The 23828-nt window shown below is 72.2% G+C and carries 16 protein-coding genes; 12 read left to right on the forward strand and 4 right to left on the reverse strand.

Features of this window, described 5'->3' with window-relative positions:
* The 4 genes from SOM13_RS08415 to SOM13_RS08430 form a co-directional block, all read left to right on the forward strand.
* Nucleotides 1-285: hypothetical protein (locus SOM13_RS08415; protein WP_320479424.1), on the forward strand; the 285-nt coding region annotated here is incomplete at its 5' end.
* 95 nt (nucleotides 286-380) lie between these two features.
* Nucleotides 381-2588, forward strand: a complete 2208-nt coding sequence (locus tag SOM13_RS08420) for an acyltransferase family protein (protein WP_320479425.1) — start codon at nucleotides 381-383, stop codon at nucleotides 2586-2588.
* 316 nt (nucleotides 2589-2904) lie between these two features.
* Nucleotides 2905-3663, forward strand: coding sequence for a transglycosylase family protein (locus tag SOM13_RS08425; protein ID WP_320479426.1), 759 nt, complete (start codon nucleotides 2905-2907; stop codon nucleotides 3661-3663).
* A 118-nt stretch (nucleotides 3664-3781) separates the two neighbouring features.
* On the forward strand, nucleotides 3782-4981 hold the full coding sequence (locus SOM13_RS08430; protein ID WP_320479427.1) for a LacI family DNA-binding transcriptional regulator: 1200 nt from the start codon (nucleotides 3782-3784) through the stop codon (nucleotides 4979-4981).
* Nucleotides 4982-5136: 155 nt separating this feature from the next.
* Here SOM13_RS08430 and SOM13_RS08435 read toward each other — a convergent pair whose 3' ends face one another.
* The gene (locus SOM13_RS08435) at nucleotides 5137-6531 is read right to left on the reverse strand and encodes a globin domain-containing protein (protein WP_320479428.1); all 1395 of its coding nucleotides are present in this window, start codon (nucleotides 6529-6531) and stop codon (nucleotides 5137-5139) included.
* A 334-nt stretch (nucleotides 6532-6865) separates the two neighbouring features.
* Between SOM13_RS08435 and SOM13_RS08440 the strand changes: the two genes are divergently transcribed.
* Genes SOM13_RS08440 through SOM13_RS08465 form a run of 6 tightly spaced genes read left to right on the forward strand, consistent with a single transcriptional unit; the run spans nucleotide 6866 to nucleotide 14335 of the window.
* Nucleotides 6866-8533 (forward strand): ABC transporter substrate-binding protein, encoded by a 1668-nt coding sequence (locus tag SOM13_RS08440; protein ID WP_320479429.1) that lies wholly within the window; start codon nucleotides 6866-6868, stop codon nucleotides 8531-8533.
* Nucleotides 8530-9510 (forward strand): ABC transporter permease, encoded by a 981-nt coding sequence (locus tag SOM13_RS08445; RefSeq protein WP_192061607.1) that lies wholly within the window; start codon nucleotides 8530-8532, stop codon nucleotides 9508-9510. Before SOM13_RS08440 ends, SOM13_RS08445 begins: the two co-directional genes overlap by 4 nt.
* Nucleotides 9507-10463 (forward strand): ABC transporter permease, encoded by a 957-nt coding sequence (locus SOM13_RS08450; protein ID WP_320478089.1) that lies wholly within the window; start codon nucleotides 9507-9509, stop codon nucleotides 10461-10463. The genes SOM13_RS08445 and SOM13_RS08450 overlap by 4 nt, the downstream gene beginning before the upstream one ends.
* Complete coding sequence (locus tag SOM13_RS08455) at nucleotides 10460-12217, forward strand: ABC transporter ATP-binding protein (protein ID WP_320479430.1); 1758 nt, start codon at nucleotides 10460-10462, stop codon at nucleotides 12215-12217. Before SOM13_RS08450 ends, SOM13_RS08455 begins: the two co-directional genes overlap by 4 nt.
* Nucleotides 12214-13107 (forward strand): alpha/beta fold hydrolase, encoded by an 894-nt coding sequence (locus SOM13_RS08460; RefSeq protein ID WP_320479431.1) that lies wholly within the window; start codon nucleotides 12214-12216, stop codon nucleotides 13105-13107. Before SOM13_RS08455 ends, SOM13_RS08460 begins: the two co-directional genes overlap by 4 nt.
* A gap of 37 nt (nucleotides 13108-13144) precedes the next feature.
* A complete protein-coding gene (locus SOM13_RS08465) occupies nucleotides 13145-14335 on the forward strand; it encodes a glycoside hydrolase family 1 protein (RefSeq protein WP_320479432.1) in 1191 nt (396 codons plus the stop codon).
* A 175-nt stretch (nucleotides 14336-14510) separates the two neighbouring features.
* Here the strand turns inward: SOM13_RS08465 and SOM13_RS08470 are convergent, their stop codons facing one another.
* A complete protein-coding gene (locus SOM13_RS08470) occupies nucleotides 14511-15821 on the reverse strand; it encodes a GNAT family N-acetyltransferase (protein WP_320479433.1) in 1311 nt (436 codons plus the stop codon).
* 126 nt (nucleotides 15822-15947) lie between these two features.
* Here SOM13_RS08470 and SOM13_RS08475 point away from each other — a divergent pair, with 126 nt between their 5' ends.
* Both SOM13_RS08475 and SOM13_RS08480 read left to right on the forward strand, forming a co-directional pair.
* Nucleotides 15948-16871 (forward strand): DsbA family protein, encoded by a 924-nt coding sequence (locus tag SOM13_RS08475; protein WP_320479434.1) that lies wholly within the window; start codon nucleotides 15948-15950, stop codon nucleotides 16869-16871.
* Nucleotides 16868-17941, forward strand: coding sequence for an LCP family protein (locus SOM13_RS08480; protein WP_320479435.1), 1074 nt, complete (start codon nucleotides 16868-16870; stop codon nucleotides 17939-17941). The genes SOM13_RS08475 and SOM13_RS08480 overlap by 4 nt, the downstream gene beginning before the upstream one ends.
* Nucleotides 17942-18074: 133 nt before the next feature.
* On the opposite strand, the gene SOM13_RS08485 is transcribed toward SOM13_RS08480, so the two are convergent.
* Together SOM13_RS08485 and SOM13_RS08490 are read right to left on the reverse strand one after the other, a co-directional pair.
* Entirely contained in the window at nucleotides 18075-20804 is a 2730-nt protein-coding gene (locus tag SOM13_RS08485; RefSeq protein ID WP_320479436.1) for a hypothetical protein, read from the reverse strand.
* 248 nt (nucleotides 20805-21052) lie between these two features.
* Complete coding sequence (locus SOM13_RS08490; protein ID WP_320478097.1) at nucleotides 21053-23803, reverse strand: hypothetical protein; 2751 nt, start codon at nucleotides 23801-23803, stop codon at nucleotides 21053-21055.
* Between the last annotated feature and the right edge of the window lie 25 nt (nucleotides 23804-23828).

The following is a 23828-nucleotide window of genomic DNA, read 5'->3' on the forward strand; positions in this document are numbered from 1 at the left end:
CCGGCGGGCACGGCCGACGCGGCCGACGCGGCCGACCCGGCCGACGCGGCCGACCCGGCGGGCACGGTGCCCGTAGCGGTCGCGGCCGGCGGGCCCGCGCAGCTCGCCTACACGGGGTCGGAGCCTGCGCAGGGTCTCTGGGCCGCAGCCGCTCTCGTGATCGCCGGTGTCGTGCTCGTCGTGGGCGGGGGCGTCCGTCGCCGCCGCTCGGGCTCGTCCTCGTCCTCGTCCTCGCCTGTGGATGACGGAGGTCGATCTCCCCTCCCCAGGGGCGGCCGCGCCTAGGGCCTGTGGACAACAGCGGCCTGATCATGGATCACGCAGGCATGAGGCATAAAAGCATGTAGCATTCCCGGGAGTCGACGACCCCGGGAGGATCCATGTCGCAAGAAGGCAGCGCGCCCGCGGGTCGCGCCGTCCGCCGAGAACCCCGCGGCAGACGTCTCGACATCCAGGGCCTCCGGGCGGTGGCCGTGCTGGCCGTCGTCGTCGAGCACGTGTCGGGCTGGCCCCGGGGCGGCTTCGTCGGGGTCGACGTCTTCTTCGTGCTGTCCGGGTTCCTCATCACCGGTCTGCTGGTCCGAGAGCACAGCCGCACGGGGCGCATCTCGATGCGCGGCTTCTACCTCCGCCGGGTCAAGCGGCTGATGCCGTCGGCGCTCGCCGTGCTCGTCGTCACCCTCGCGGCGGTGGCGGGTCTGCTGTCGACGAACCGTCTGATCTCGTCGGCCGTCGACGCCGGCTGGTCGGCGGTCTTCCTGGCCAACTGGCACGAGGCGGCGCAGGGCACCGACTACTTCGCCGCCGACGGGCCGATCTCGCCCTTCCGGCACTTCTGGTCGTTGTCGGTCGAAGAGCAGTTCTACCTCGTCTGGCCCCTCGTCGTGCTGCTCGTCGCCGCGATCTCGGCCCGGCGACTGCGCGGGGTGCTCGCGGCCGTCCTCGTGGTGGTGTGCGCCGCCTCCTTCGTCTGGGCGGTCGTCCAGACGGCGGACGCCCCGGTGCTCGCCTACTACTCGACGCTCACCCGCGCATGGGAGCTGGGCGCGGGGGCGCTGCTGGCCGTGACGATCGGGGTCTGGCGAGCCGCGCCTCCTGCGGTGGGCACCGTCCTGTCGTGGCTGGGGCTGCTGGTCATCGTCGCCTCGATGGCGATGATCGACGAGGCCTGGGGGTTCCCCGGCCCGTGGGCCGTCGTGCCCGTGGCGGCGACCCTGGCCGTCCTCGCCGGCGGTTCGGTGCCGGGCGCGCGATCGCCGGTCGTGCTGACGAACCGGGTCGCCGGCTACATCGGCGACATCAGCTACTCGCTCTACCTCTGGCACTTCCCGGCACTCGTCGTCATCCGGTCGATCGCGCCCGAGTCGACGGCGGCCGTCTACATCGCGGCGTCCTCGCTCGCTGTCGTCTGCCACCACCTCGTCGAGAAGCCGGCCATGACCGCGTCGTGGAGCCTTCGCGACCGGCCGCGTCGGGGCGACCGCCCCCGCACGCCCGGTCGGGGCCGCGAGCAGCGAGTGGCCGCGGTCGGGGCGCTCGCCGTCGTCGCCGCCGCGGTCGTGGCCCTCGCGGCCGACAACGTCCGCCCGCTGCCCGCGCCGCCGGTGATCGCGGCGGGTGCGACCGGCGCCTCGGGGGCGCCGGGCTCCTCGGGCACGGGTGCCGCGGGCGGCGCGGGCGAGGGCGACGGACCTGCAGGAGGCGCGGGTGGCGTCGACGAGGCCGGTGGCACCCCGGCCGTGGGCCCGGCCGGCACGGCCCTCCGCGAGCAGGTGGCCGCGGCCCTCGCCACGACCACCTGGCCCGAGCTCGACCCGCCCGTCGACGGGGTCGTGCCCGGGGGCGCGAATCTGCCCTGCGGCGACATCACGAGACTCGCCCCCGTCGAGCGCTGCACGTTCGGGCCCGCCGACGCGAGCACGACGGTGATGCTGGTCGGCGACTCGACGGCGGCGCACCAGCTCGATGCGTTCGTCGCGCTCGCCGAGGCGCCCGACAGCGACCTGCGGGTCGTCGGGCGGGTCGGGTTCGCCTGCTCGTTCGTCGACCTCGCGTGGGACACCGACGACACCGCGGACTGCGCCGACTACCGGGCCGCGACGCTCGAGGCCGTCGAGGCGACGAAGCCCGACGTGGTCGTGGTGCAGAACACCTACGAGCCCATGCCCCTGGCCGACGCGGGGCGTGACGCCACGGTGGCCGAGCTCGCCGACGGGCTCGCCCGGTACCTCGACCGGATCGAGCCGCACGTCGGCCAGGTGGTCCATCTGTCGCCCCCGCCGCCCGGTGCGAGCGTCCGCGAGTGCTACCGGCCCGGCGGGTCGCCCGTCGACTGCATCACCCGGGTCGGCGGGCCCTGGCTCGAGCGGGCCGCCGCGATCGGCGAGGTCGTCGCCGCCCGCGATCAGCCGTGGATCGACGCCCGCGACTTCACCTGCCTCGAGAACGTCTGCCCGGCCTTCGTGGGCGACTCGGTCGTCAAGATCGACTACGTGCACTACTCCGGGCCGTTCGCCGTCGACATGGCTCCGGCGCTCGGCGAGAGTCTGGCTGCCGCCGGGGTGACCGGCTTCGGCGAGGCGCCGTGACCGATTCCCAGCGAACACGGACGTTCAGGGGTCGTCGCCGATGGCCATGGCGATCGGCCTGTGGAGAACCCGACCCGCGCCTCCGGTGGACCGCTCGGTCGGGCTTGGCCCTCTCGGGCCTCGTGACTACGGTGGGCCGCTGTCCCGCTCAGGGGCTCGAGACATCCCGCCGTCGTGCGGGCGTCACGACGGCACCGCACGTCACCCCGCTGCCCGGGCTGCGGTCGCCGCCATCCGACCTATCTGGTGAGAGGCGGGCAGCGGTTCGAGCGCATCAGCGCCGTGCCGGGGTGACCTCGACGGAGCACACGTACACATGTCACGAATCACACGCGCCACCACCTCCGCCCACGACGTCGGGTCCGCCCGCACCAAGACCGGCCGGGGCAAGACCCGCGGTCTGCTCGGCACGGCCGCGGTCGTCGCCCTCGCCGGCGCCGGCATCGGGCTCGCCGCAGCACCTGCGAGCGCGGCCGACGTCGCCACCTGGGACGCCCTCGCGCAGTGCGAGAGCGGCGGCAACTGGTCGATCGACACCGGCAACGGCTACTCGGGCGGGCTCCAGTTCAGCCCCAGCACCTGGGCCGCCAACGGCGGCACCGGGTCGGCCGCGAACGCCAGCAAGAGCGAGCAGATCGCCGTCGCCGAGCGCGTCCTCGCGTCGCAGGGCTGGGGAGCCTGGCCCTCGTGCTCGTCGCAGCTCGGACTGAGCGGCACCAGCGGTGCGGCACCCGCGCCCGCCGCAGCGCCGGCACCGGCACCGGCACCGGCACCGGCGCCCGCCGCCGCACCGGCTCCCCAGGCCGCCGCGCCGAGCACCGGGTCGACCACGACCGCCCCGGCCGAGGCGGCGGCGCCCGCGGCACCCGCCGCGCCGGTCGTACCCGAGATCGCCGCCGTCCCGACCAGCGGCGAGACCTACACGGTCGAGGCCGGCGACAGCCTCGACCTCATCGCCACCGACCTCGACATCGAGGGCGGCTGGATCACCCTGGCCGGTGCGAACCTCGACACCGTCACCGACCCGAACGTCATCACGGTCGGTCAGGTGCTGCAGCTGCCCGCCGAGAAGTAGGCGCCGCGCCGAGCAGGCGACCGACGCCCTCGAGGGCGTGACGAGGAGGCACGGGTCGACCCGCGCCTCCTCGTCGCATGCCTAGGATGGTGCGGACCGCCAGCTGAAGAAGGACTCCGTGACGAAGGCCCCCACCGTCTACGACGTGGCCGCGCACGCCGCCGTCTCGATCGCGACGGTGTCGCGGGTGCTCCGCCGACCCGACGACGTCCGCCCCGAGACCCGCACCCGGGTGCTCGACTCCGTGCGCGCGCTCGGGTACGTGCCGAGCGGCGCGGCCCGCGGGCTGGCGGGGCGGCGGCACGGCGTGCTCGGGCTGTTCCTCCCCGGGCACGACGCCATCGACGAGCCCGAACCCGACTGGGCGGTGCTGACCGACTCGAGTCGCATCCCCCTCCTCGACGACAGGGAGGCGCGGGTCGCCGGGCCGGTGGCGACCGGCGGTCACTGGTCGAACCCGGCCAACCTCTACTTCGACGAGGTTCTGCGCGGTGCCGAGGTCGAGTCGTGGCGGCGCGGGTTCGCCCTGATGGTCGCGGCCGGTCGCGGGTCGAGTCGCGAGGTGATCGTCAACGACATCGCCGGGCGGGTCGACGGGCTCGCCGTGCTGGCGCAGACCGTGCCGGCCGATCTGCTCGCGCACGTGTCGCGGCGGATCCCCGTGGTCGTCCTCGCCGACTCGCGGCCGGGCGACGAGCTCGATCACGTCAGCGTCGACAACGTCGCGGGCATGCGCGCCCTCACCTCGTTCGTGCTCGACGGGCGCGGGGTCGCCGACGTCGTCTACGTGACCGGCCCCTCCGACTCGCCCGACGAGGCCGACCGGCATCGCGGGTTCGACGAGGCCGTCGCCGGACGCCAGGCCGCCGGCGGGGCCGATCTCCGGGTGCGCGTCGAGCGCGGCGACTTCAGCCGCGACGGCGGACGCCGGGTCGCGGAGGCGCTGCTCGCCCCCGGATCGGGCTCTGCCGGTGCCGGTGCCGGGCCCGCGGTCGGCGGGCGCGCGCTGCCCGACGCCGTCGTGTGCGCCAACGATCAGACGGCGCTCGGGGTGCTCGACGTCTTCGATCGGGCCGGTGTCGATGTGCCCGGTCGGGTGCGGGTGACGGGCTTCGACGGCATCGAGGCCGGTCGCTTCTCGACTCCGCGTCTCACGACGGTCCGGCAGCCGATGGGCGAGCTGGGGCGTGTCGCCGTCCGCTCGATCGTCCGGCGCCTGACCGACCCCGGGATGCCGCCGCAGCGCGTCACCCTGCCCGTGGAGGTCCTGCTCCGCGAGAGCTGCCCGCCCCTCCTGGGTCCGGCTCGCGCCTCCTGAGGCCGGCCCGCGCCTCCGCAGCCCCCACCTCCTCGGCTCGGCCCTCGACCTCCCGGCCCTTGACCTCCCGGCCCCTGCCTCGTGAACCCGGCCCGCGCCTCCTCGGCTCGGCCCCCGCGCCTCCTCGGCCCGGCCCCCGCGCCTCCGGGGCCCGACTACCGTCTGCGCTGCCCGGTGTCGATGCCCGTCACGCTGCCGTCGTCGGGGCCGAAGACGAAGTAGTGCACCCGATCCGCCTCGACGCCGTGCTCGATCAGGGCGGCGCGGGCGATCGCCATGAAGGGCACGGGCCCGCAGAGGAACACCCGGTGCTGCGGCGTGAGGGCGACCGTGCCGAGGTCGATGGGGTCGAGGTAGGCGCCCGGGCCGTCGATCGACTCGCCGGCGAACGCGACCGGTCCGCCGCCGGTCGACCCGGCCCCGGCACCCCCGCCGCCGGCCCCGGCCCCCAGCGCACTCAGGCTCCCCTGCGTGTAGCTGACGCGCAGCGACGCGTTCGGCATGCCGGCCACGAGCGCCTCGAGCTCGGCGCGGTGGGCGTGACGTTCGGGTGTCCGCTCGAAGTGCAGCACCGTGACGCGGCGCGCCGGCTCGGTGCGCGAGAGGTGGTCGAGCATGCCGAGCACGGGCGTGCACCCGATGCCGGCCGAGACGAAGAGCAGGGGCGCGTCGTCCAGCTCGTCGATGGTGAGCGAGCCGATCGGCGGCGATACCCGCACGATGCTGCCCACCGCGATCGCGTCGCGCAGATGCTGCGACACCTCGCCGTCGGGCACGAATCCGCCGCCGTCGAGGACGCGCGCGCTGATCCGCCACTGCTCGTCGTGTCCGCCGCGCAGGCTGTACTGCCTGATCTGGTGGGCGCCGTCGGGCAGCTCGACCTGGACCGACGCGAACTGGCCTGCGCGGTACCGCGGCAGCGCCTCGCTGTCCGCCGAGACCAGGGTCAGCGCCACGACGTCCTCCGCCTCGATGCGGTGCTCGGTGACGAGGGCCTCGCGCCACTCCTCGTCGGGTTCGAGGTCGGCCTTCGCGTAGAGATCGGTCACGGCCGCCGCGACCTCGTCGGTGACCTGGCGGTAGAGCGCCGTCCACGCCTCGTCGGCGTCGGCGTCGTAGTCCGAAGCCAGGGAGGTGCGCATCGCCTCCCGCAGAGACGTCTCGAAGACGGCGTAGTCGCCCGGGCGGATGCCGAGCGCGGCATGGCGCTGAGCGAGTCGCGAGGTGATCTCCGCCGCCGTCGACCCGGCCAGCGTGGGGGCGCCGGCCTGCCGTGCCGTCGGGTGCAGGGTCTCGGCGGCGCGGGCGCTGCTGCTCGTCCCGCTGCCCGGAGCGGCGTCGATGATCGCCTCGGCGAGGGCCACGATCGTGCGGGCGAGCTCGCGGGCCTGGCGGCCCTGGGCGTGCTCGCCGCGGTTGAAGCGGTCGCGCAGCAGATCGGGTCGGGCCGCGAACAGCCGATCGTAGAAGTCGGCCGCGATCGCGTCGGCGGAGGCTTCGACCGAGGGCAGGGTGCGGGCGAGGGCGGCGAGCTGCGATGCGGTGACCATGGGCATCCTCCCTCGGCGGCGGGATCGGGTTCCCGGCCTGCTCTCGATGATGGCGGGTCGAGGTGAGGGCCGGCTGCGCACTCTCTCGATCTCGAATGACCGTGCCGTGCCCGCGTCCGCCGCGCTCCGCCGCGCGTCCGCACCGGGTTCGCGTCCGCCGTGCTCCGCCGCGCGTCCGCACCGGGTTCGGCGGGTTCCCGTCATCGGCGGCGGGTCAGCGCTGACCCGCCCGATGACACGAACCCGCCGCACCCCGCGAACCGCTTGCCGTTGCCGCATGTATGCGCTTACACTCATCAGACTCACCTCGACGACGAATGAGAGAACCGTGGCGATGAAGCACACGTCAAGACCCCGCGCGCTGGTGCGAGCAGCGGCGGCCGCCACGGCGGCCGCGCTCCTGCTGGCCGGTTGCAGCATCCAGATCCGCAGCCAACCCGATCCGACGATCGGCGACGACACGATGCTGATCAACGCCGACAAGGGCAACCCGCAGTTCGAGCGGAACTTCAACCCGTTCCTCACGAACAAGCGCACCGCCTCCACGTGGATCTACGAGCCCCTGCTCGAGATCAACCCGCTCGACAACGAGATCACGCCGTGGCTCGCGAGCGAGACGACGCTGCCCGACGCGCGCACCGTCGACATGACGATCCGCAGCGGCGTCGAGTGGTCCGACGGCACCGAGATGACTCCGGCCGACGTGGTGTACACGTTCGACCTCATCAAGGAGAATCCGTCGCTCGACCTCAAGGGCGCCTGGCAGCACATCGAGACCATCGAGACCCGGGGCGACCACGTGGTCTTCCACCTGCAGACCGACGACGTGCCGGCGATGGAGATCATCGGCCAGACGACGATCGTGCCCGAGCACCTGTGGAAGGACGTCGACGACCCGACCACGTTCCGCAACCCCGACCCCGTCGGCACCGGCCCGTTCACGCTCGGCAACTACTCGCCGCAGCAGTACTCGATGGACAAGAACGAGTCGTACTGGCAGGCGGAGAAGATCGAGATCGGCCACCTCATCCTGCCGGCGACGAACAACCAGCTCGACACCGTCACGCGCGGCTACGACTGGTCGTACTCGTTCATCAGCGACGTCGAGGGCACCTGGGGTGCGGCCAGTCCCGACAACCACTTCTGGTTCCCGCCGGGTGGTGTGATCGGCCTCGTGCCGAACCTCACCAAGGCGCCTTTCGACGACGTGAACGTGCGTCGCGGCATCGCGCTGGCGCTCGACCGCGGTCCGATCGCCGAGTCGGCCACCGAGGGCTACCTCGAGCCGGCCGGGCAGACCGGGCTCATCCTGCCCAACCAGGAGGACGACCTCGACCCCTCGATCCCGAACGACGGCATCATCGAGCAGGACGTCGACGGCGCCCTCGCGGCCTTCGCCGAGTCGGGCTACACGCAGCAGGGCGACCGGCTCGTCGGCCCCGACGGTCAGCAGCTGAAGATCACGATCCTCACGGCCAACGGCTACACCGACTGGCTCCGGGCGGTTCAGGAGGTGCGGAGCCAGTTGGGCGCGATCGGCATCGACGTGCAGATCCAGGCTCCCCAGCCGGCCGGCTACCAGTCGGCCATCGCGAACGGCGAGTTCGACATGGCGATGGGCGGCATGGGCAACGGCAACGTGTACCAGGCGTTCAACAACCTGCTGAACAGCGACTTCGCGACGCCGATCGGCGAGACCACGGCCGCCAACTACGAGCGCTTCAGCGACCCCGCGGTCGACGAGCTGCTCGACGAGTGGAAGGCCTCGACCGACCCCGCCGACCAGCAGCGGCTCTCGTACCAGCTGCAGAACGTCGTCTACGACCAGCTGCCCGTGATCGGTCTCTACTACGGCGGGCTCTGGGGTCTGTTCAACGACGCCAAGTTCACCGGCTGGCCCACCGCGAAGGACCCGTACATGGCCCCGCAGAACTACGACCAGGCACCGCTGCTGATCTTCACGAAGCTGAAGCGCGTGCAGAACGACGGGGGAGACCAGTGAAGTACGCCGCCCAGAAACTCGGTCTCTTCGTGCTCACCCTGTGGGCCGCGGTCACCCTGAACTTCATCCTGCCGAGGCTGATGCCGGGCAGCCCGACCGACGCCGCCATCGCGAAGCTGTCGCAGAACGGGCCCGTCACCGACGCGACCCGGGCCGCGATCGAGGCCCAGCTCGGCGTGCCGAGCGGCAACGTGCTCGAGCAGTACGTCAGCTACCTCGGCCAGGTCGTGCGTCTCGACTTCGGCACGAGCTACACGTTCTTCCCCGAGACGGTCGGCCACCTGGTCGGCCAGGCGCTGCCGTACACGCTGATCCTCGTCGGGGTCTGCACGATCATCGCCTTCGTGCTCGGCACCCTGATCGGCGTGGCCGCCGCGTGGAAGCGCGGCACCTGGCTCGATTCGCTGCCGACCCTGTCGGGCAGCTTCATGAGCACGTTCCCGTACTTCTGGACGGCGCTCCTGCTGCTGTTCTTCCTGGGCTACGTGCTGCACTGGTTCCCGACCACCGGCGCCTACGGGGCCACGACGACGCCCGGGTTCACCCCCGCGTTCGTCGGCGACGCCCTGCTGCACGCCGTCCTGCCCGCCATCACGATCCTCCTGACCAGTCTCGGCGGTTGGATCCTCGGCATGCGGAACGCGATGATCTCGACGCTCGGCGACGACTACGTCACCTTCGCCGAGGCGAACGGCCTCAAGGGCCGCACGGTCGCCGTGCGCTACGCCGCCCGCAACGCGATCCTGCCGAACCTCACCGGCTTCGGTCTCGCGCTCGGCGGCGTGGTCGGCGGCTCGATCCTGGTCGAGCAGGTGTTCGGCTACCCCGGCATCGGCTACCTGCTGTTCAACGCCGTCATCGGCCAGGACTACCCGCTGATGCAGGCCCTCTTCCTGATGATCACGGTCAGCGTGCTCGTCGCCAACTTCCTCGTCGACATCTTGTACGGCGTGCTCGACCCAAGGACCCGCCGATGACCTCCACCGTGTCCGTCCACCTGCCCGAGGGCGCGCCGCCGAGCGGCCCCGCCGAGCAGAAGGCGCCCAGTCGCTGGCTCACCATCGGCCGCATGGCCGCGACCATCTGGTCGAACCCCAAGGCGAAGATCGGTGTGATCATCCTCGGCGTCTTCGTGCTGACGGCGATCTTCGCCCCGCTGATCGCCCCCTACGGCGGCAGCGAGAACGGCTTCGAGCGCAGCGCCGACGCGAGCTGGGCCCACTGGATGGGCACCACCGCCGCCGGTGAGGACGTCTTGAGCCAGCTGATCTACGGCGCCCGCATCAGCGTGCTCGTCGGTGTCGTCGCCGGCGTGCTGTCGACCGTCATCGCCGTCGCGATCGGTCTCAGCTGGGGCTACATGAAGGGCTTCGGCGGCGACGTCGTCGGCTTCATCGTCAACCTGTTCCTGGTGATCCCGGGTCTGCCGCTGATGATCGTCATCGCGGCCTACCTGCAGAACGGCGGCATCCTGGTCATCATGGCGGTCATCGTCGTGACCGGCTGGGCGTGGGGCGCGCGGGTGCTCCGCAGCCAGACGCAGTCGCTGCGCTCGCGGGACTTCGTCACGGCGGCCCGCTTCTCGGGCGAGAGCTCGGGGCGCATCGTGTTCCGCGAGATCCTGCCGAACATGACGTCGCTGATCACGGGCTCGTTCTTCGGCGCCGCGACCAGCGCGATCCTCGCCGAGGCGGGCCTCGAGTTCCTCGGGCTCGGCGACTCGTCGATCGTCAGCTGGGGCACGATCCTCTACTGGGCGCAGAACTCGAACGCCCTGCTCACCGGTCAGTGGATCCTGCTGTTCGCACCGGGTCTCTGCATCGCCCTGCTCGCGATGAGCCTCACCCTCATCAACTTCGGCGTCGACGCCGTCGGCAACCCCCGCCTCCGCGAAGGCGGAGCCAAGAAGGCCAAGGAGGCGCGCGCATGACCGCGACGGACCCCACCAACCAGCGCACCGCCTCCGCCGCCTCAGCGGACGTGCTGCTCGACGTCCGCGATCTGAGCGTCGTGTACGAGAGCGCCGGGGCTGAGCCGGTCCAGGCCGTCGACCACGTGTCTTTCCAGCTGAAGCGCGGCGAGTTCGTCGGGCTGGTGGGCGAGTCGGGCTCGGGCAAGTCGACGCTCGGCTACGCGCTCACCCGGCTGCAGAAGCCGCCGGCCCGCACCAACGGCGGCAGCATCCTGTTCGACGGCGCCGACGTGCAGTCGCTCGGCACCGAGGCCCTGCGTCAGCAACGGCAGGGCGGCTTCGCGATGGTGCTGCAGTCGGGCATGAACGCGCTGAACCCGGTGCGCACCATCCGCAACCACTTCGTCGACGTCTTCAAGGCCCACGGCCACGTGCCGCGCGACCAGTGGCACAGCCGCGCCGTCGAGCTCGTCTCGAAGGTCGAGCTCGACCCGGGTGTGCTCGCGAGATTCCCCGGCGAGCTGTCGGGCGGCATGCGGCAGCGCGTGTCGATCGCCCTGGCGCTCTCGCTCGAGCCGCAGCTGATGGTGTTCGACGAGCCGACCACGGCCCTCGACGTGCTCGTGCAGCACGCCGTGATGGACACGATCATCGCGTTGCAGCGCAGCGAGGGCTTCACGGCCGTGCTGATCAGCCACGATCTCGGCATCGTGCTCGAGTCGGCGCAGCGGGTGCTCGTGATGCACGAGGGCCGCATCGTCGAAGACGGCGCGAGCCTCGACGTGCTCGAGGACCCGCAGGACGACTACACCCGCATGCTGCTCTCGCACTACGCCGACCCGCGCGCCGAGGTCGTCTCGCTGCCGGGCTTCGAAGACCGCTCGGTCCGCCACGCGCGGGGCGAGCGCCGCGTCGACACGACCAGCTCGGTGCCGACCGTGTCGACCCGCGGGCAGCGGATCGCGCAGCAGCCCATCGTGGTGAGCGGGGTGTCGAAGACCTACGCGCCTCCTCGGCGGGGCGACGAGCCCGTGCGCGCGGTGCGCGACGTCTCGTTCAGCCTCGAGCCGGGTCGATCGCTGGCCCTCGTCGGTCAGAGCGGTTCGGGCAAGAGCACGATCGCCAAGCTGGTGACGGGCGTCGAGCGCCCGACCAGCGGCAGCGTCACGTTCGGCGACACCGACGTGACGAAGCTGCGGGGTCGCGCGCTGCGGAGCTTCCGCAGCGACGTGCAGATGGTCTTCCAGGACCCGTACGCGGCGCTGAACCCGCTGCACACGGTCGAGTACACGCTCACCCGCCCGGTCGTGAACTTCACGGGCCTCACCGGTCAGGAGGCGCGGCGCCGGGTGCTCGAACTGCTCGAGACGGTCGGTCTGACGCCGGTCGAGCAGTTCGCGGCGAAGCTGCCGCACCAGCTGTCGGGCGGGCAGCGGCAGCGCGTCGTGATCGCCCGGGCGCTCGCCAGCGACCCGCAGGTGATCATCGCCGACGAGCCGGTCTCGATGCTCGACGTCTCGCTGCGGGCCGGCGTGCTCGCCCTGCTCGAGGACCTCCGCGAGCAGTGGGGCGTCTCGCTGCTCTACATCACCCACGACCTGCTGAGCGCGCGGCTGATCACCGACGACATCATGGTGCTCAACCAGGGCGCCGTGGTCGAACGGGGCGGCACGGCCGAGGTGCTGCAGCGGCCGACCGATCCGTACACGATCAAGCTGCTCGACGCGGTGCCGAACCCGCGGCGCTCCCTCGCACGGGGCGAGCTCCGATGACTCTGCACGACTTCGCGCCGCATCCCGTGTTCGGCGATCTGCCGGTCGCCGAGGGGGTCGACACGGTGGCGATCGACCTGCCCGTCGGCCGGCTGAGCGCCTACCGCGTCGTGCCCGAGGCCCCGGCCCGCGGCACCGTGCTCGTCGTCCCCGGGTACACCGGCTCGAAAGAGGACTTCCGCGTCACGATGCCGCTGCTGCGCGACGCCGGGTTCGAGGTGATCGTGGTCTCGCGACGCGGTCAGGCCGACTCGGTCGCGCCTCCTTCGCTCGACGATCACACCCTGGACGAGGAGGCGCGCGACATCGTGCGCATCGCCCCGCTGCTCGCAGACGGTCGCCCCGTGCACCTGCTCGGCCACAGCCTCGGTGGAGTGATCGGCCGCGCAGCCGTGCTGCTGGCGCCCGAGCTGTTCTCGTCGTACACGATGCTCTGCTCGGGCCCGCACGGCTGGGCGGATCGCAAGCACCTCGAACGCCACCTGGTCGCCGAGAAGGGCGGCGCCGCGCTGTTCGACTCGACGAACCCGATCACGCTCGGCCTCGACGACGCCGAGCTCGCCGCCCTCGACCCCGAGCTGGCGTTCGTGCGGATGCGCATGCGGCGCACGAGCCCGCACAGCCTCATCGGCGGTGCGCGGATCCTCGAGCTGCCGGAGGACACCACCGAGGCTCTCGCCGCCACCGGCGTGCCCGTGCTCGTCGCGCACGGCGAATGGGACGCCGCGTGGCCGATCCCGTGGCAGCGCGACATGGCCTCCCGGCTCGGCGCCCGCTACGAGATCGTCGCCGGTGCATGGCATTCGCCGCAGATCGAGCAGCCCGAGGCGACCGTGGCGCTGCTCGCCGACTTCTGGGGCTCCGTGCCGGGGTCGACCCGCGCCTCCTGACCCGCTCCTCCTCCACGATCACCGAAAGGAGCACTCCGTGCTCACCTTCCCCGAGAACTTCCTCTGGGGCGCCGCGACGGCGGCCCACCAGATCGAGGGCAACAACGTCAACTCCAACTGGTGGGTGCACGAGCATACGCCCGGCACGACCATCGTCGAGCCGAGCGGCGACGCCGCCGACAGCTACAACCGGTTCCGCGACGACATCCGCCTGCTCGCCGAGCTGGGGCTGAACAGCTACCGGTTCAGCATCGAGTGGGCCCGCATCGAACCCGAGCGCGGCGTCGTCAGCAAGGCGCAGATCGCGCACTACCGCCGCATGGTCGAGACCTGCCACGAGTTCGGCATCGAGCCGATCGTCACGCTGATGCACTTCACGGTGCCGCGCTGGTTCGAGCGCGACGGCTTCTGGCGCGCACCCGACGCCGCCGACCTCTTCGCCCGCTACACCGAGCTCGCCCTGCCCGTGGTCGCCGAGGGCGTCCGCTACGTCTGCACGATCAACGAGCCGAACATCGCCGCGATGCTCGCCGGCGGAGAGGACGCCTCGAACCTGGTCGCGTACGGTCTGCCGAACCCCGACCTCGAGGTCGCCGACGCGCTGCTCGCCTCGCACAAGCGCAGCCGCGAGGTGCTGTCGCAGATCGCCGGCGTCAAGTCGGGCTGGACGGTCGCGACCCAGGCGTTCAAGGCCGTCGACGAGCCGGGCGCCGCCGAGAAGACCCGTGAGTACGGCTACATCCGCGACGACTGGTACAGCGAGATGGCGGCCGGCGACGACTTCGTCGGCGTGCAGGCCTACACGCAGACCTTCGTCGGCCCCGAGGGGCCGCGCCCGGTCGCCGACGGGCTCGAGACCACGCTGACCGGCTGGGAGTTCTGGCCGCCGGCCGCCGCCGAGGGCATCCGCAGCGCGTGGGAGCTGTCCGGCCACGTGCCGGTCATGGTCACCGAGAACGGCATCGCGACCGCCGACGACAGCCGCCGCATCGCCTACACGCAGGGCGCCCTCGAGCACATCCACGACACCATCGACGAGGGCATCGAGGTGCTCGGCTACCAGCACTGGAGCGCCCTCGACAACTACGAGTGGGCCAGCGGATTCCGCCCCACCTTCGGGTTGATCGCCTGGGACCGCGACACCTTCGAGCGCACCCCCAAGCCCAGCGCGCGCTGGTACGGCGGCGTGGCGCAGGCCAACGGCCTCGAGCGCAGCTCGGCCGTGTGAGACCACGGCGTCGTCGCGTGCCGCGGCGGCGCCGTGCCCCATCCCAGGGCGCAGGAGGCGCGGGTCACCCGACCCGCGCCTCCTGCATCTCCGCCTCGACGGGTCACGACATGCCGCCCGCCTCGGGGCTCGGCGGCGCGTCGTGACCCCTCGACGCCGGGATCAGAAGTGGGGATCAGAAGTGGGTGATGCTGTGCAGCGGTCGATCGGCGGCGATCATCGCCCGCACGGTCTGCACCGCCCCCTTGCGGCGTTCGCGCACGAGCCCCGCCGCGGCGAGGGTGACGGGGTCGACGCCGCCGAGCCAGAGCGAGCCGAGGGTCGCCACGTCGAGCTCGATGTCGGCCCGGCGCACCGCGGCGCGCTTGACGGTGGCGCTGCCGCCCTCGCTCGTGACGCGGAACGTGCCGGCCGCGTGCCCGAGCGAGTCGCCCACGGCGATCGTCACGACCCCGTCGGCCGCCCAGGGGCGCGCCTGCAGGGCCGCCACGGTGTCGAGCACCCGGAACCAGACGTGGTCCTCGTCGTGGGTGACCCGCACGGCCCGTCCGTCGACGAGGGCGTGCCCGAGCGGATCGCTCTGCTGAGCACCGGCGTACTGCACGGTCGCGACGAGGTCGACGGAGAGCAGCAGCTGCCAGAGGCCGAGGTAGGCGTCGTCGGTGGCCGAGACGAGATCGAGCACGACGAGGGCGCGCGCCCCGTCGGCGCCCTCGAGGCGGTACGCGACGTAGCCGTCGACCACCCCGGACGAGTCGCGGTGCACCGCGCCGCGCACCGCGGGGTCGGGGGTGCCGTCGGGGCGCTCGCGCCCGAGCAGGCGGTTCCACGCGCCCTCATGTCGGTCGATCGAGCCCGGGGTGCGGGCGTGGTACCGGGCGAAGACCGCAGGGGCGAGCTCGACGAGGGCGTCGCGCGAGACGAGCTCGGTGCTGCCCTCGGGTTCGCCGAGCAGGCCGGAGGCGCGGCGCGGGTCGACCTCGATCGTGCGTTCGCGCACCCCCACCCCGAACCCGAAGCGCCGGTAGATGGAGCCCTCGCTCGCGGTCAGCGCGGCGACCGCGAGACCGGCGCCCTTGGCGCGCGCGAGGTCGTCGGTCATCAGACGGCGGAGGAGCCCGCGGCGACGGTGGGTCGGCTGCACGGTGACACCCGAGATGAGGTGGGCGTCGAGCAGGCGGCCGCCGCCGACGTTGAGTGACTTGACGAACGACTCGAACGTCGCGACGGGCTGGCCCTCGGCGTCGAGGGAGCCGTCGCGGGGCTCGCGCGGGTAGACGCCCGTCTCGGTGCGGCCGTCGGCCGCGAGTCGGCGGGCCGTGCGGCCGACGGCGTTCTCGTCGGGGGCCGCCTCATGGAATCCGAGCGCCTCGGCACGGACCCAGCCGGCCGTCTCGGCATCGGCCCGCGGCTCGTCGTCGGTGGACTCGGGGGCCAGGGCGGCCGGGAAGGTGCGGATGTCGTAGTCGTCGTCGAAGGCAGTCACGGCGTCAGCCTAGGGCTGGCCCCCGACGTTGTCGTCGTCCCTGCGGTGGAGGCTCGTTCCGACGTATTGCCAGCACCGCCCCTGTGAAATATGATGTGAGGAATTATCTAGGATGAAGGAGGGCGGATGCTCGACGACGACGGCACCCGACACGACCACGGGGCACAGACGGACGGGCGGCCCGATGCGCGCAGCGATGCGCGGGCCGCGGCTCGCATCAAGGCGGAGGAGGGCCGACGGCGAGCCCGTCGTCGGGAGCGCGCGACGGTCGCGCTGGTGAAGGGCGGATCGGCCGTGGTCGCGCTCGCGCTGGTGACCACGGTGGCCGCGGTGCTCGTGGCGTCGGCCTCGTCGCCGACGGGATCGGGCCCCGCCAACACCGCCGCGGACGGCGTCCGCATCGGCACCGGTCTCGTCGCCGAGCGATCGCCCGCCCGGGCCGTCGACGCCGAACCCGACGCCTCGCCGACCCCCGGGGCCTCCGACGTGGCTGACATCGCCGTCTACGTCGACTACCACTGCCCGGGGTGCGCGCAGTTCGAGCTCGACAACGCCGACTACCTCACGGGTCTCGTCGAGTCCGGCGCGGCGACCGTGCAGATCCACCCGCTGTCCGTCACGGACCGGTCGTCGCTGGGCTCGCGGTACGCCACGCGGGCCGCCGCCTCGGCCGCCTGCGTCGCCGACCTCGAGCCCGACGGGTTCTGGGCGGTCAACCAGGCCCTCTTCGCCGCTCAGCCCGACCCGGGCAGCCGGGGGCACTCGATCGAGGGTCTGGCTCGGATCGTCGACGAGGCCCATCCCTTCGACGATCCCTCGGCCATCGCCGAGTGCGTCGCCGACCAGCGCTTCGCGGGCTGGGTGACCGCGGCCACGAGCCGCGCGCTCGCCGGCCCCCTGCCCTACGACTCGGTCGAGGCGGTCACGTCAACGCCCACCGCGATCGTCAACGGGGAGCTGTTCGACCCCGAGGTCCAGTCGTTCCCCGAGTTCGTGGCGTCGACGCTGGGCGAGGCCTACGCGGCCGAGACCGCCGGAGGTGTGCGATGAGCGCGTCGGGCGGAGCGCCCCGCTCGGGCGTCGACGTGGGCAGCGACAGCGTCGACGGTCTCGCCGAGCTGGGTCTCGAGCCCGCACCCTCGCGGGGCGCACGCCGACAGGCCGAGCGGCGGCGGAGGCGGCGACTGGCCGTGGTCGTCGTCACGCTCGCCGTCCTCGTCGGCGTGCCCGTCCTGGCCGCGGTGGTCGGCGCCGGGTACCTGGTCCGTCTGGGGGCGTCGTTCGGCGACCGCTCGACGACGATCGCCGGCGCACTCCCCGAGTACGAGGGGCGCCCGGCGGCCGACGACGACGGAGCGGTCGACGTCCTCCTGCTCGGGTCCGACACCCGGGTCGAGGGCGAGAGCGGGCGTTCCGACACGATCATGCTCGTCCGGCTGCCGGCCGACCGCTCGTCCGTCGAGGTGCTCTCGATCATGCGCGACTCATGGGTCGAGGTGCCCGGTCACGGCGAGGCGAAGATCAACGCCGCCTACAGCTGGGGAGGCGTCCCGCTCACCGTCCAGACCGTCGAGCAGCTGCTGGAGGTGCGGGTCGACCACGTCGCCGAGATCGACTTCGAGGGCTTCCGCGCCATGACCGACGCCCTGGGCGGGGTCGTCGTCGACTCCGAGCAGCCCTTCACCGCGGGTCCGCACGAGTTCCGTCAGGGGCTGAACCGCCTCGACGGCGACGCGGCCCTCGCCTTCGTGCGCGAGCGCTACTCGTTCGCCGACGCCGATCACCAGCGGGTCCGCAACCAGCAGGCGTTCCTGACGGGTCTGGCCCAGGGGGTCGTCAGCCGCGGCACGCTGACCGACCCCGCCCGGGTGTCGGAGTTCGTCGGCGTCACGGCCGACCACCTGGCGGTCGATGCGTCGTTGACCCCGGCGCGCCTCCTCGAGCTCGGCTGGAGCTCGCGCGGGCTGACGCCGTCGAGCCTGCACGCGGTCACCCTGCCGGTCGCGGGTGGGGGCACGTCGGCCGACGGGCAGTCGTACCTCGCGATCGACCCGGCGGGTCTTGAGAGCGTGCGGGAGGCCCTCCGGTCCGACGAGGCGCTGCCCGACGCCGCGCCCTGATCGGGCGCGGGCGCCGTCATCCGGCGTCCGCACCCCGCGCACGACGAAGCCCCGGGGCGAGCAGCTTGCTCGCCCCGGGGCTTCATCGTGTCGCCGAGGCGACTCCCGCCCTTCGGCGGGTCAGACCGGTGTCTTAGCGGGCCGGGGTGATGGTGGGCCCGGTGTGGGTGGCGGTCAGCGGGGTGCCGTTCTTCGACTGGATCACCTTGACGGTGTAGGGCGCGTTGCCGAGCCAGCGCGAGACGCTCCAGTTCCCGTTCTCGTCGGCCTCGGCGAGCAGCGGTGCGAGGCCGTAGCCGAGGTGCACGGCGATGTCCGCACCCGGCGTTGCGGTGCCGGTGAAGGTCACGACGCTGCCCGCGGCGAAGGTGCTGCCGTCGACGGGTGCGGTCACGACGACCGGTGCGGTGGTGGCGGCCGGGGTGATGGTCGGGCCGGTGTGACGGTCGCCGATCTGCTTGCCGTCCTTCGACTGGGTGATGGTCGCGGTGTAGGGCGCGTTGCCGAGCCAGCGCGACACGCTCCAGTTCCCGTTCTCGTCGGCTTCGGCGACCAGGGGTGCGAGGCCGTAGCCGAGGCGGACCGAGACGGTGGCCTCCGGGGTGGCGGTGCCGGTGTAGGTGACGACGCTGCCGGCGGCGAAGGTGCTGCCATCGGCCGGCGCGGTGACGACGATGGGTGCGGTCGTCGCGGCCGGGGTGATCGTCGGGCCGGTGTGACGCTCACCGATCTGCTTGCCGTCTTTCGACTGGGTGATGGTCGCGGTGTAGGGCGCGTTGCCGAGCCAGCGGGAGACGGTCCACTCGCCGGACGCGTTCGCGGTCCCCGTGACGGGTGCGAGGCCGTAGCCGAGGCGCACGGCGATGTCGGCGCCGGGGGTGGCGGTGCCGGTGTAGGTCACGACGCTGCCGGCGGCGAAGGTGCTGCCGTCGACGGGTGCGGTGACCGTGATGGGCTTCTCGGCGACCTCGCCGTCGTCGCCGCCTTCGGAGTCGGCGGCGACCGTGAACGACCGGGTCGACACGGCCGGCGCGGCCTCCTCCCAGAACGGGGTCTCCGTGACCGTCATCTCGTGGTCACCGGCGGACAGCGGTGCGTCGAGCTCGACGCGCCAGCTGCCGTCGGCGAGCACGTCGGCCTTGCCGAGTTCGCCGGCGAGGGTCTCGGAGGTCTCCGTCGTGCTGCTGATGGCGACGGTCGATCCAGGGATCCCGGTGCCGGTGAAGACCTCGGTGTCGGCGGGGATGGTCTCGCCCTCGGCGGGCGAGGTGACGTCGATCGGGAAGATGTCGGAGGCGTCCAATCCCTCGGTGGGCTCGACCACGACGGTGGTGCGGTCCGACATGGCCAGATCCCGGACGGTGATGACGTCGAGCTCCTCACCCGCGTACTTGGCGTCGACGGGGATCATGAACGCGCCGTTCCAGGTGGTGTCGGCGCCGCCGATGAAGCGCCCCTCGTGCTGGACGATCACGCCCGGCACGTCGAACTCGGTGGCGAAGTACGACGTCGTCCCCGCGATGGAGAAGCCGTTCTGAGCATCGCCCACGATCCCGTGGATCCGAGGTGCCGCGAGAGGCGACGGGTCGGGGGCGGCGACCGGCGTGAGGGGGATCTCGAGGGATCGGCCGCGGTTCTCGGCCAGGAGGCCGGTGACGGTGGCGGTCGCACCGGCGAGCGAGCCGTCGAGCTCGAAGGCGAAGCGTCCGTTGCTGCCGCGCACGGTCTCCTCGTGGTCTCCGACGACGATCTCGGCCGTGGTCGCGCGGTTGGCGATGACCCGGACGACGATCCTCCCCGACGCGTTCTCGGTGACCGATGACAGCATCGGCTGACTCGGCGTCCAGCCGGCGTCGTCATCGGCGTCGTCGACGATACTGAAGGCCGTGCGCGTCTCCTGCTTGGCGGCGGAGGCCCAGGTCGGTGTCTCGGTGATGACGGTGTCGTGGCTTCCGGCGGGGAGTGCCGGCGAGGTGCAGCTCCAGTCGCCGAGCGACGAGACGCGGGTCTCGCACAGCGTCGAGGAGGTGCGGTTCGTCTTCTCGTCGCGGGTCACGACGATCTGCGAGTTCGGGATGCCGGAGCCGGCGAAGGTCGCCTCGGGGGCCGCGAGCAAGTCGCCCGCGGTGGGCGATGCGACCTCGAGCGGGTGGACCTCGGAGGCGGTGTTGCGCTGGGTGGGGACGAGCGCGACCTGGGCCGCTTCGCTCGCATGGCTCCCGTAGGAGCCGGTCACGTCGATGACCTCACCTGCACGGGCGATCGGCAACGTCAACGAGAAGGCGCCGTTCTCGGAGGGGAAGTCGAACGACATGCCCGATCCCTCGGCCCAGACCACGGTCTTGTGGAAGAGGCCAGGGCGATGGGTGATCGTTCCCTCGATGACGAGATGGTCGTCGTCGTACTGGCTGACGGCGTGGATGACGGGCGTGCCGGGCGCCTCGTCCTCGCCCTCGGCGGACATCGGCCCGAGCGCGACCTCGGCGGCGGAGCTGCTGCGCGAGGAGTAGTCGTATGCGCGGATGGTCGCGGTCTTGCCGACGTCCTGCGCGGAGATCGAATGAGTGAAGCGGCCGTTCCAGACCCCGACCGTTCCGCCGCTGATACCGTTCGCGACGTCGATTCGGACGAAGTCGGCGTCGGGCGCGAGGCCGCCGAGGGTGAGTCGGGAACCGCTCTCCTCAGCTTGGATGAAGGCGACCTGCGGCGTGGGGAGCGAGGCCGTGGCGCGGTCCTCCGCGTCGACGGCGGCAGCAGCCCGGTCGCCGTTCGCGGGGACGGCCGCGGCCGAGAGCGGGGTGGTCGCCCCGAGGACGAGGGTCGCGAGACCGGCAGTGGCCAGCCCGGTGATGATCTTGGACATGTCTTCTTTCGACTGGGGACGGTGAAGACCGATCGGGGCGGCCATGTCGTATATTACATTCGCAAAGCGCACACCTTGACCCTGTGATCACAATGAGGGACCGCGGGATTTCCGCGCATCAGCAGCCGGAGAGCGTCACCATCGTGGCCGCGAGTCGACGAAGCCCCCGGAGCGAGCGTGGGCTCGTTCCGGGGGCTTCGTCGTGTCGTCGAGGCGGCTCACGCCAGTGGACGGTTCCCCGCCGTGTCTTAGCGGGCGGGGGTGATGGTGGGCCCGGTGTGGGTGGCGGTGAGCGGGGTGCCGTTCTTGGACTGGATCACCTTGGCGGTGTAGGGCGCGTTGCCGAGCCAGCGCGAGACGCTCCAGTCGCCGGAGGCGTTCGCGGTCCCGGTGACGGGTGCGAGTCCGTAGCCGAGGTGCACGGCGATGTCGGCGCCCGGGGTGGCGGTGCCGGTGAACGTCACGGCGCTGCCCGCGGCGAACGTGCTGCCGTCGACGGGTGCGGTGACCACGACGGGTGCGGTCGTGGCGGCAGGCGTGATCGTCGGGCCGGTGTGCGACCCGCCGATCTGCTTGCCGTCCTTGGACTGCGTGATGGTCGCGGTGTAGGGCGCGTTGCCGAGCCAGCGCGACACTGTCCAGTCGCCGTTCTCGTCGGCGTCGGCGACCAGGGGCGCCAGGCCGTACCCGAGGCGGACCGAGACGGTGGCCTCGGCGGTGGCGGTGCCGGTGTAGGTCACGACGCTGCCGGCGGCGAAGGTGCCGCCGTCAGTGGGTGCGGTGACGACGATCGGTGCGGTCGTCGCGGCGGGGGTGATGGTCGGGCCGGTGTGACGCTCACCGATCTGCTTGCCGTCTTTCGACTGGGTGATGGTCGCGGTGTAGGGCGCGTTGCCGAGCCAGCGGGACACGGTCCAGTTCCCGTTCTCGTCCGCTTCGGCGACCAGGGGCGCCAAGCCGTAGCCGAGACGGACCGAGACGGTGGCCTCAGGGGTGGCCGTGCCGGTGTAGGTCACGACGCTGCCGGCGGCGAAGGTGCTGCCGTCGACCGGTGTGGTGACGGTGATCGCTCGCTCGTCGGACTCGCCGCCTTCGGAGTCGTCGCCGTCTTCGGAGCCGTCGGAGCCGTCGGAGACGGTGAACGAGCGGGCCGAGGTGACCGAGGCCACGCCCGGCCAGTACGGCGTCTCGGTGACGGTCATCTCGTGGTCGCCGGCCAGCAGGGGAGCAGTGACGGGCACGCTCCAGCTGCCGTCGCCGAGCACACTCGTGATGAGCGGCGCGTCGCCTTCGGTGGCCGACGACTCGATCGAGATCCGCGCGCCGGGGATGCCCTCGCCGACCAGGGAGGTCAGGTCGGGGGTGACGCTCTCGCCCTCGGCGGGCGAGGTCACCTCGAGCGGGAACGCCTCGGAGGCCGTGTTGCCCTCGGTCGGCTCGACCGTGATCGTGGTCGCCTCGGAGAGTTCGGCGTTCCGGACCGTGATGAGGTCGATGTCCTGACCGGCGTACTCGGCCGGGATGGCGATGAAGAACGCGCCGTTCCAGGTGGCCCCCGTCGCACCGATGAACTCGCCGTCGACCTGCGCGATCACCGACGGGACGGAGTACTCGTCGTCGAAGTACGAGGTCGTGCCCTGGACGTAGAACGGCTCGCCCTCGGACTTCGTCACGCCGTGCGCCTGCGGGGCTGCCAGCGGCGAGCCCGCCGGGGCCTCGGTCGGGGTCAGATCGATCTCGATGGAGTCGCCATCGCCCTCAGGGGACACACCCGTGATCGTCGCGGTCTGGCCGAGCATCGATCCGTCGAGCGTGAACGGGAATCGACCGTGCTGCCCGCGGGGCAGGGTCTCGCTGTGGTCGCCGACCTCGATGCGGGCCTGGCCCGCGCCGTTGACGATGGCACGGACGATCAGGCTGCCGTCGGCCTCTTCCGTCACCGACGACAGGATCGGGGTCGCGGGGCCGCCGGTGTTCGACGCGCCGGGATCGGGCGTGGTGTCGGCGACGGAGAACGCGGTGCCCGCGGTCTGCTTCGGCGCGGTGGTCCAGGTGGGCGTCTCGGTCACGACGGTGTCGTAGCTCCCGGCGGGAAGCGCCGGCGAGGTGCAGCTCCAGTCGCCGAGCGAGGTCACGCGGGTCTCGCACAGGGTCGAGGAGGCGCGGTTCGTCTTCTCGTCGCGGCTCACGACGATCTGCGAGTTCGGGATCCCGGACCCCGTGAACGTCGCCTCGGGGGCCGCCAGCACGTCGCCCGCCGTAGGCGACTCGACCTCGAGCGGGTGGACCTCGGAGGCGGTGTTGCGCTCGGTCTCGACGAGCTCGACCTGGGCAGTTTCACTCGCGTGGCCCCGGTAGTAGGCGGTCACGTCGATGATCTCGCCGGCGCGCGAGGCGGGCACGGTGAGCGAGAACGACCCGTTCTCGGACGGGAAGTCCCACGACATCCCGGATCGGTTGGCCCACACCTCGGTCTTCGAGAACAGATCGGGCTGGTGCGCCACGGTGCCCTCGATGACGAAGCTGTCGTCGTCGTACTGGCTGACGGCGTGGATGACGGGCGTGCCGGGCGCCTCGTTCTCGCCCTCGGCGTACTGGGGCTCGAGGACGAAGTCGACCTCGACCACGCCCTGCGGGGTGTACGAGATCAGCGTGGCGTTCTTGCCGAGGTGGGCGATGTCGATGAGGGCGGCGAAGCGGCCGTCGACGACACCGGCGCCTTCGCTCGGTCCGCCCTCGACGCGGATGCCCACGACGCGGGCGCCCGGGGCCATGCCCATGACCGACAGCTCGTCGCGGTCGGACGGCTCGATGGAGGCGATGCGAGGTGCTGCGGCGGCGGTCGCCGAGGTGGATGTCGAGGACGGTGACGCCGCGGCCGTGGTCTCGTTCGCGACGGGGGCCCCGGAGCCCGGTTCTGCGGCGACGGGTGAGGCCGTCCCCAGGGTGAGTGCGGCGAGACCGGCCATGGCCAGCCCGGTGGTGATCTTCTTCTTCATGTCTTCTCTCGGATGAGGTGCAGGG

This window comes from Frigoribacterium sp. CFBP9030 (assembly GCF_034045195.1).
In the GTDB taxonomy this organism is placed as follows: Bacteria; Actinomycetota; Actinomycetes; order Actinomycetales; family Microbacteriaceae; genus Frigoribacterium.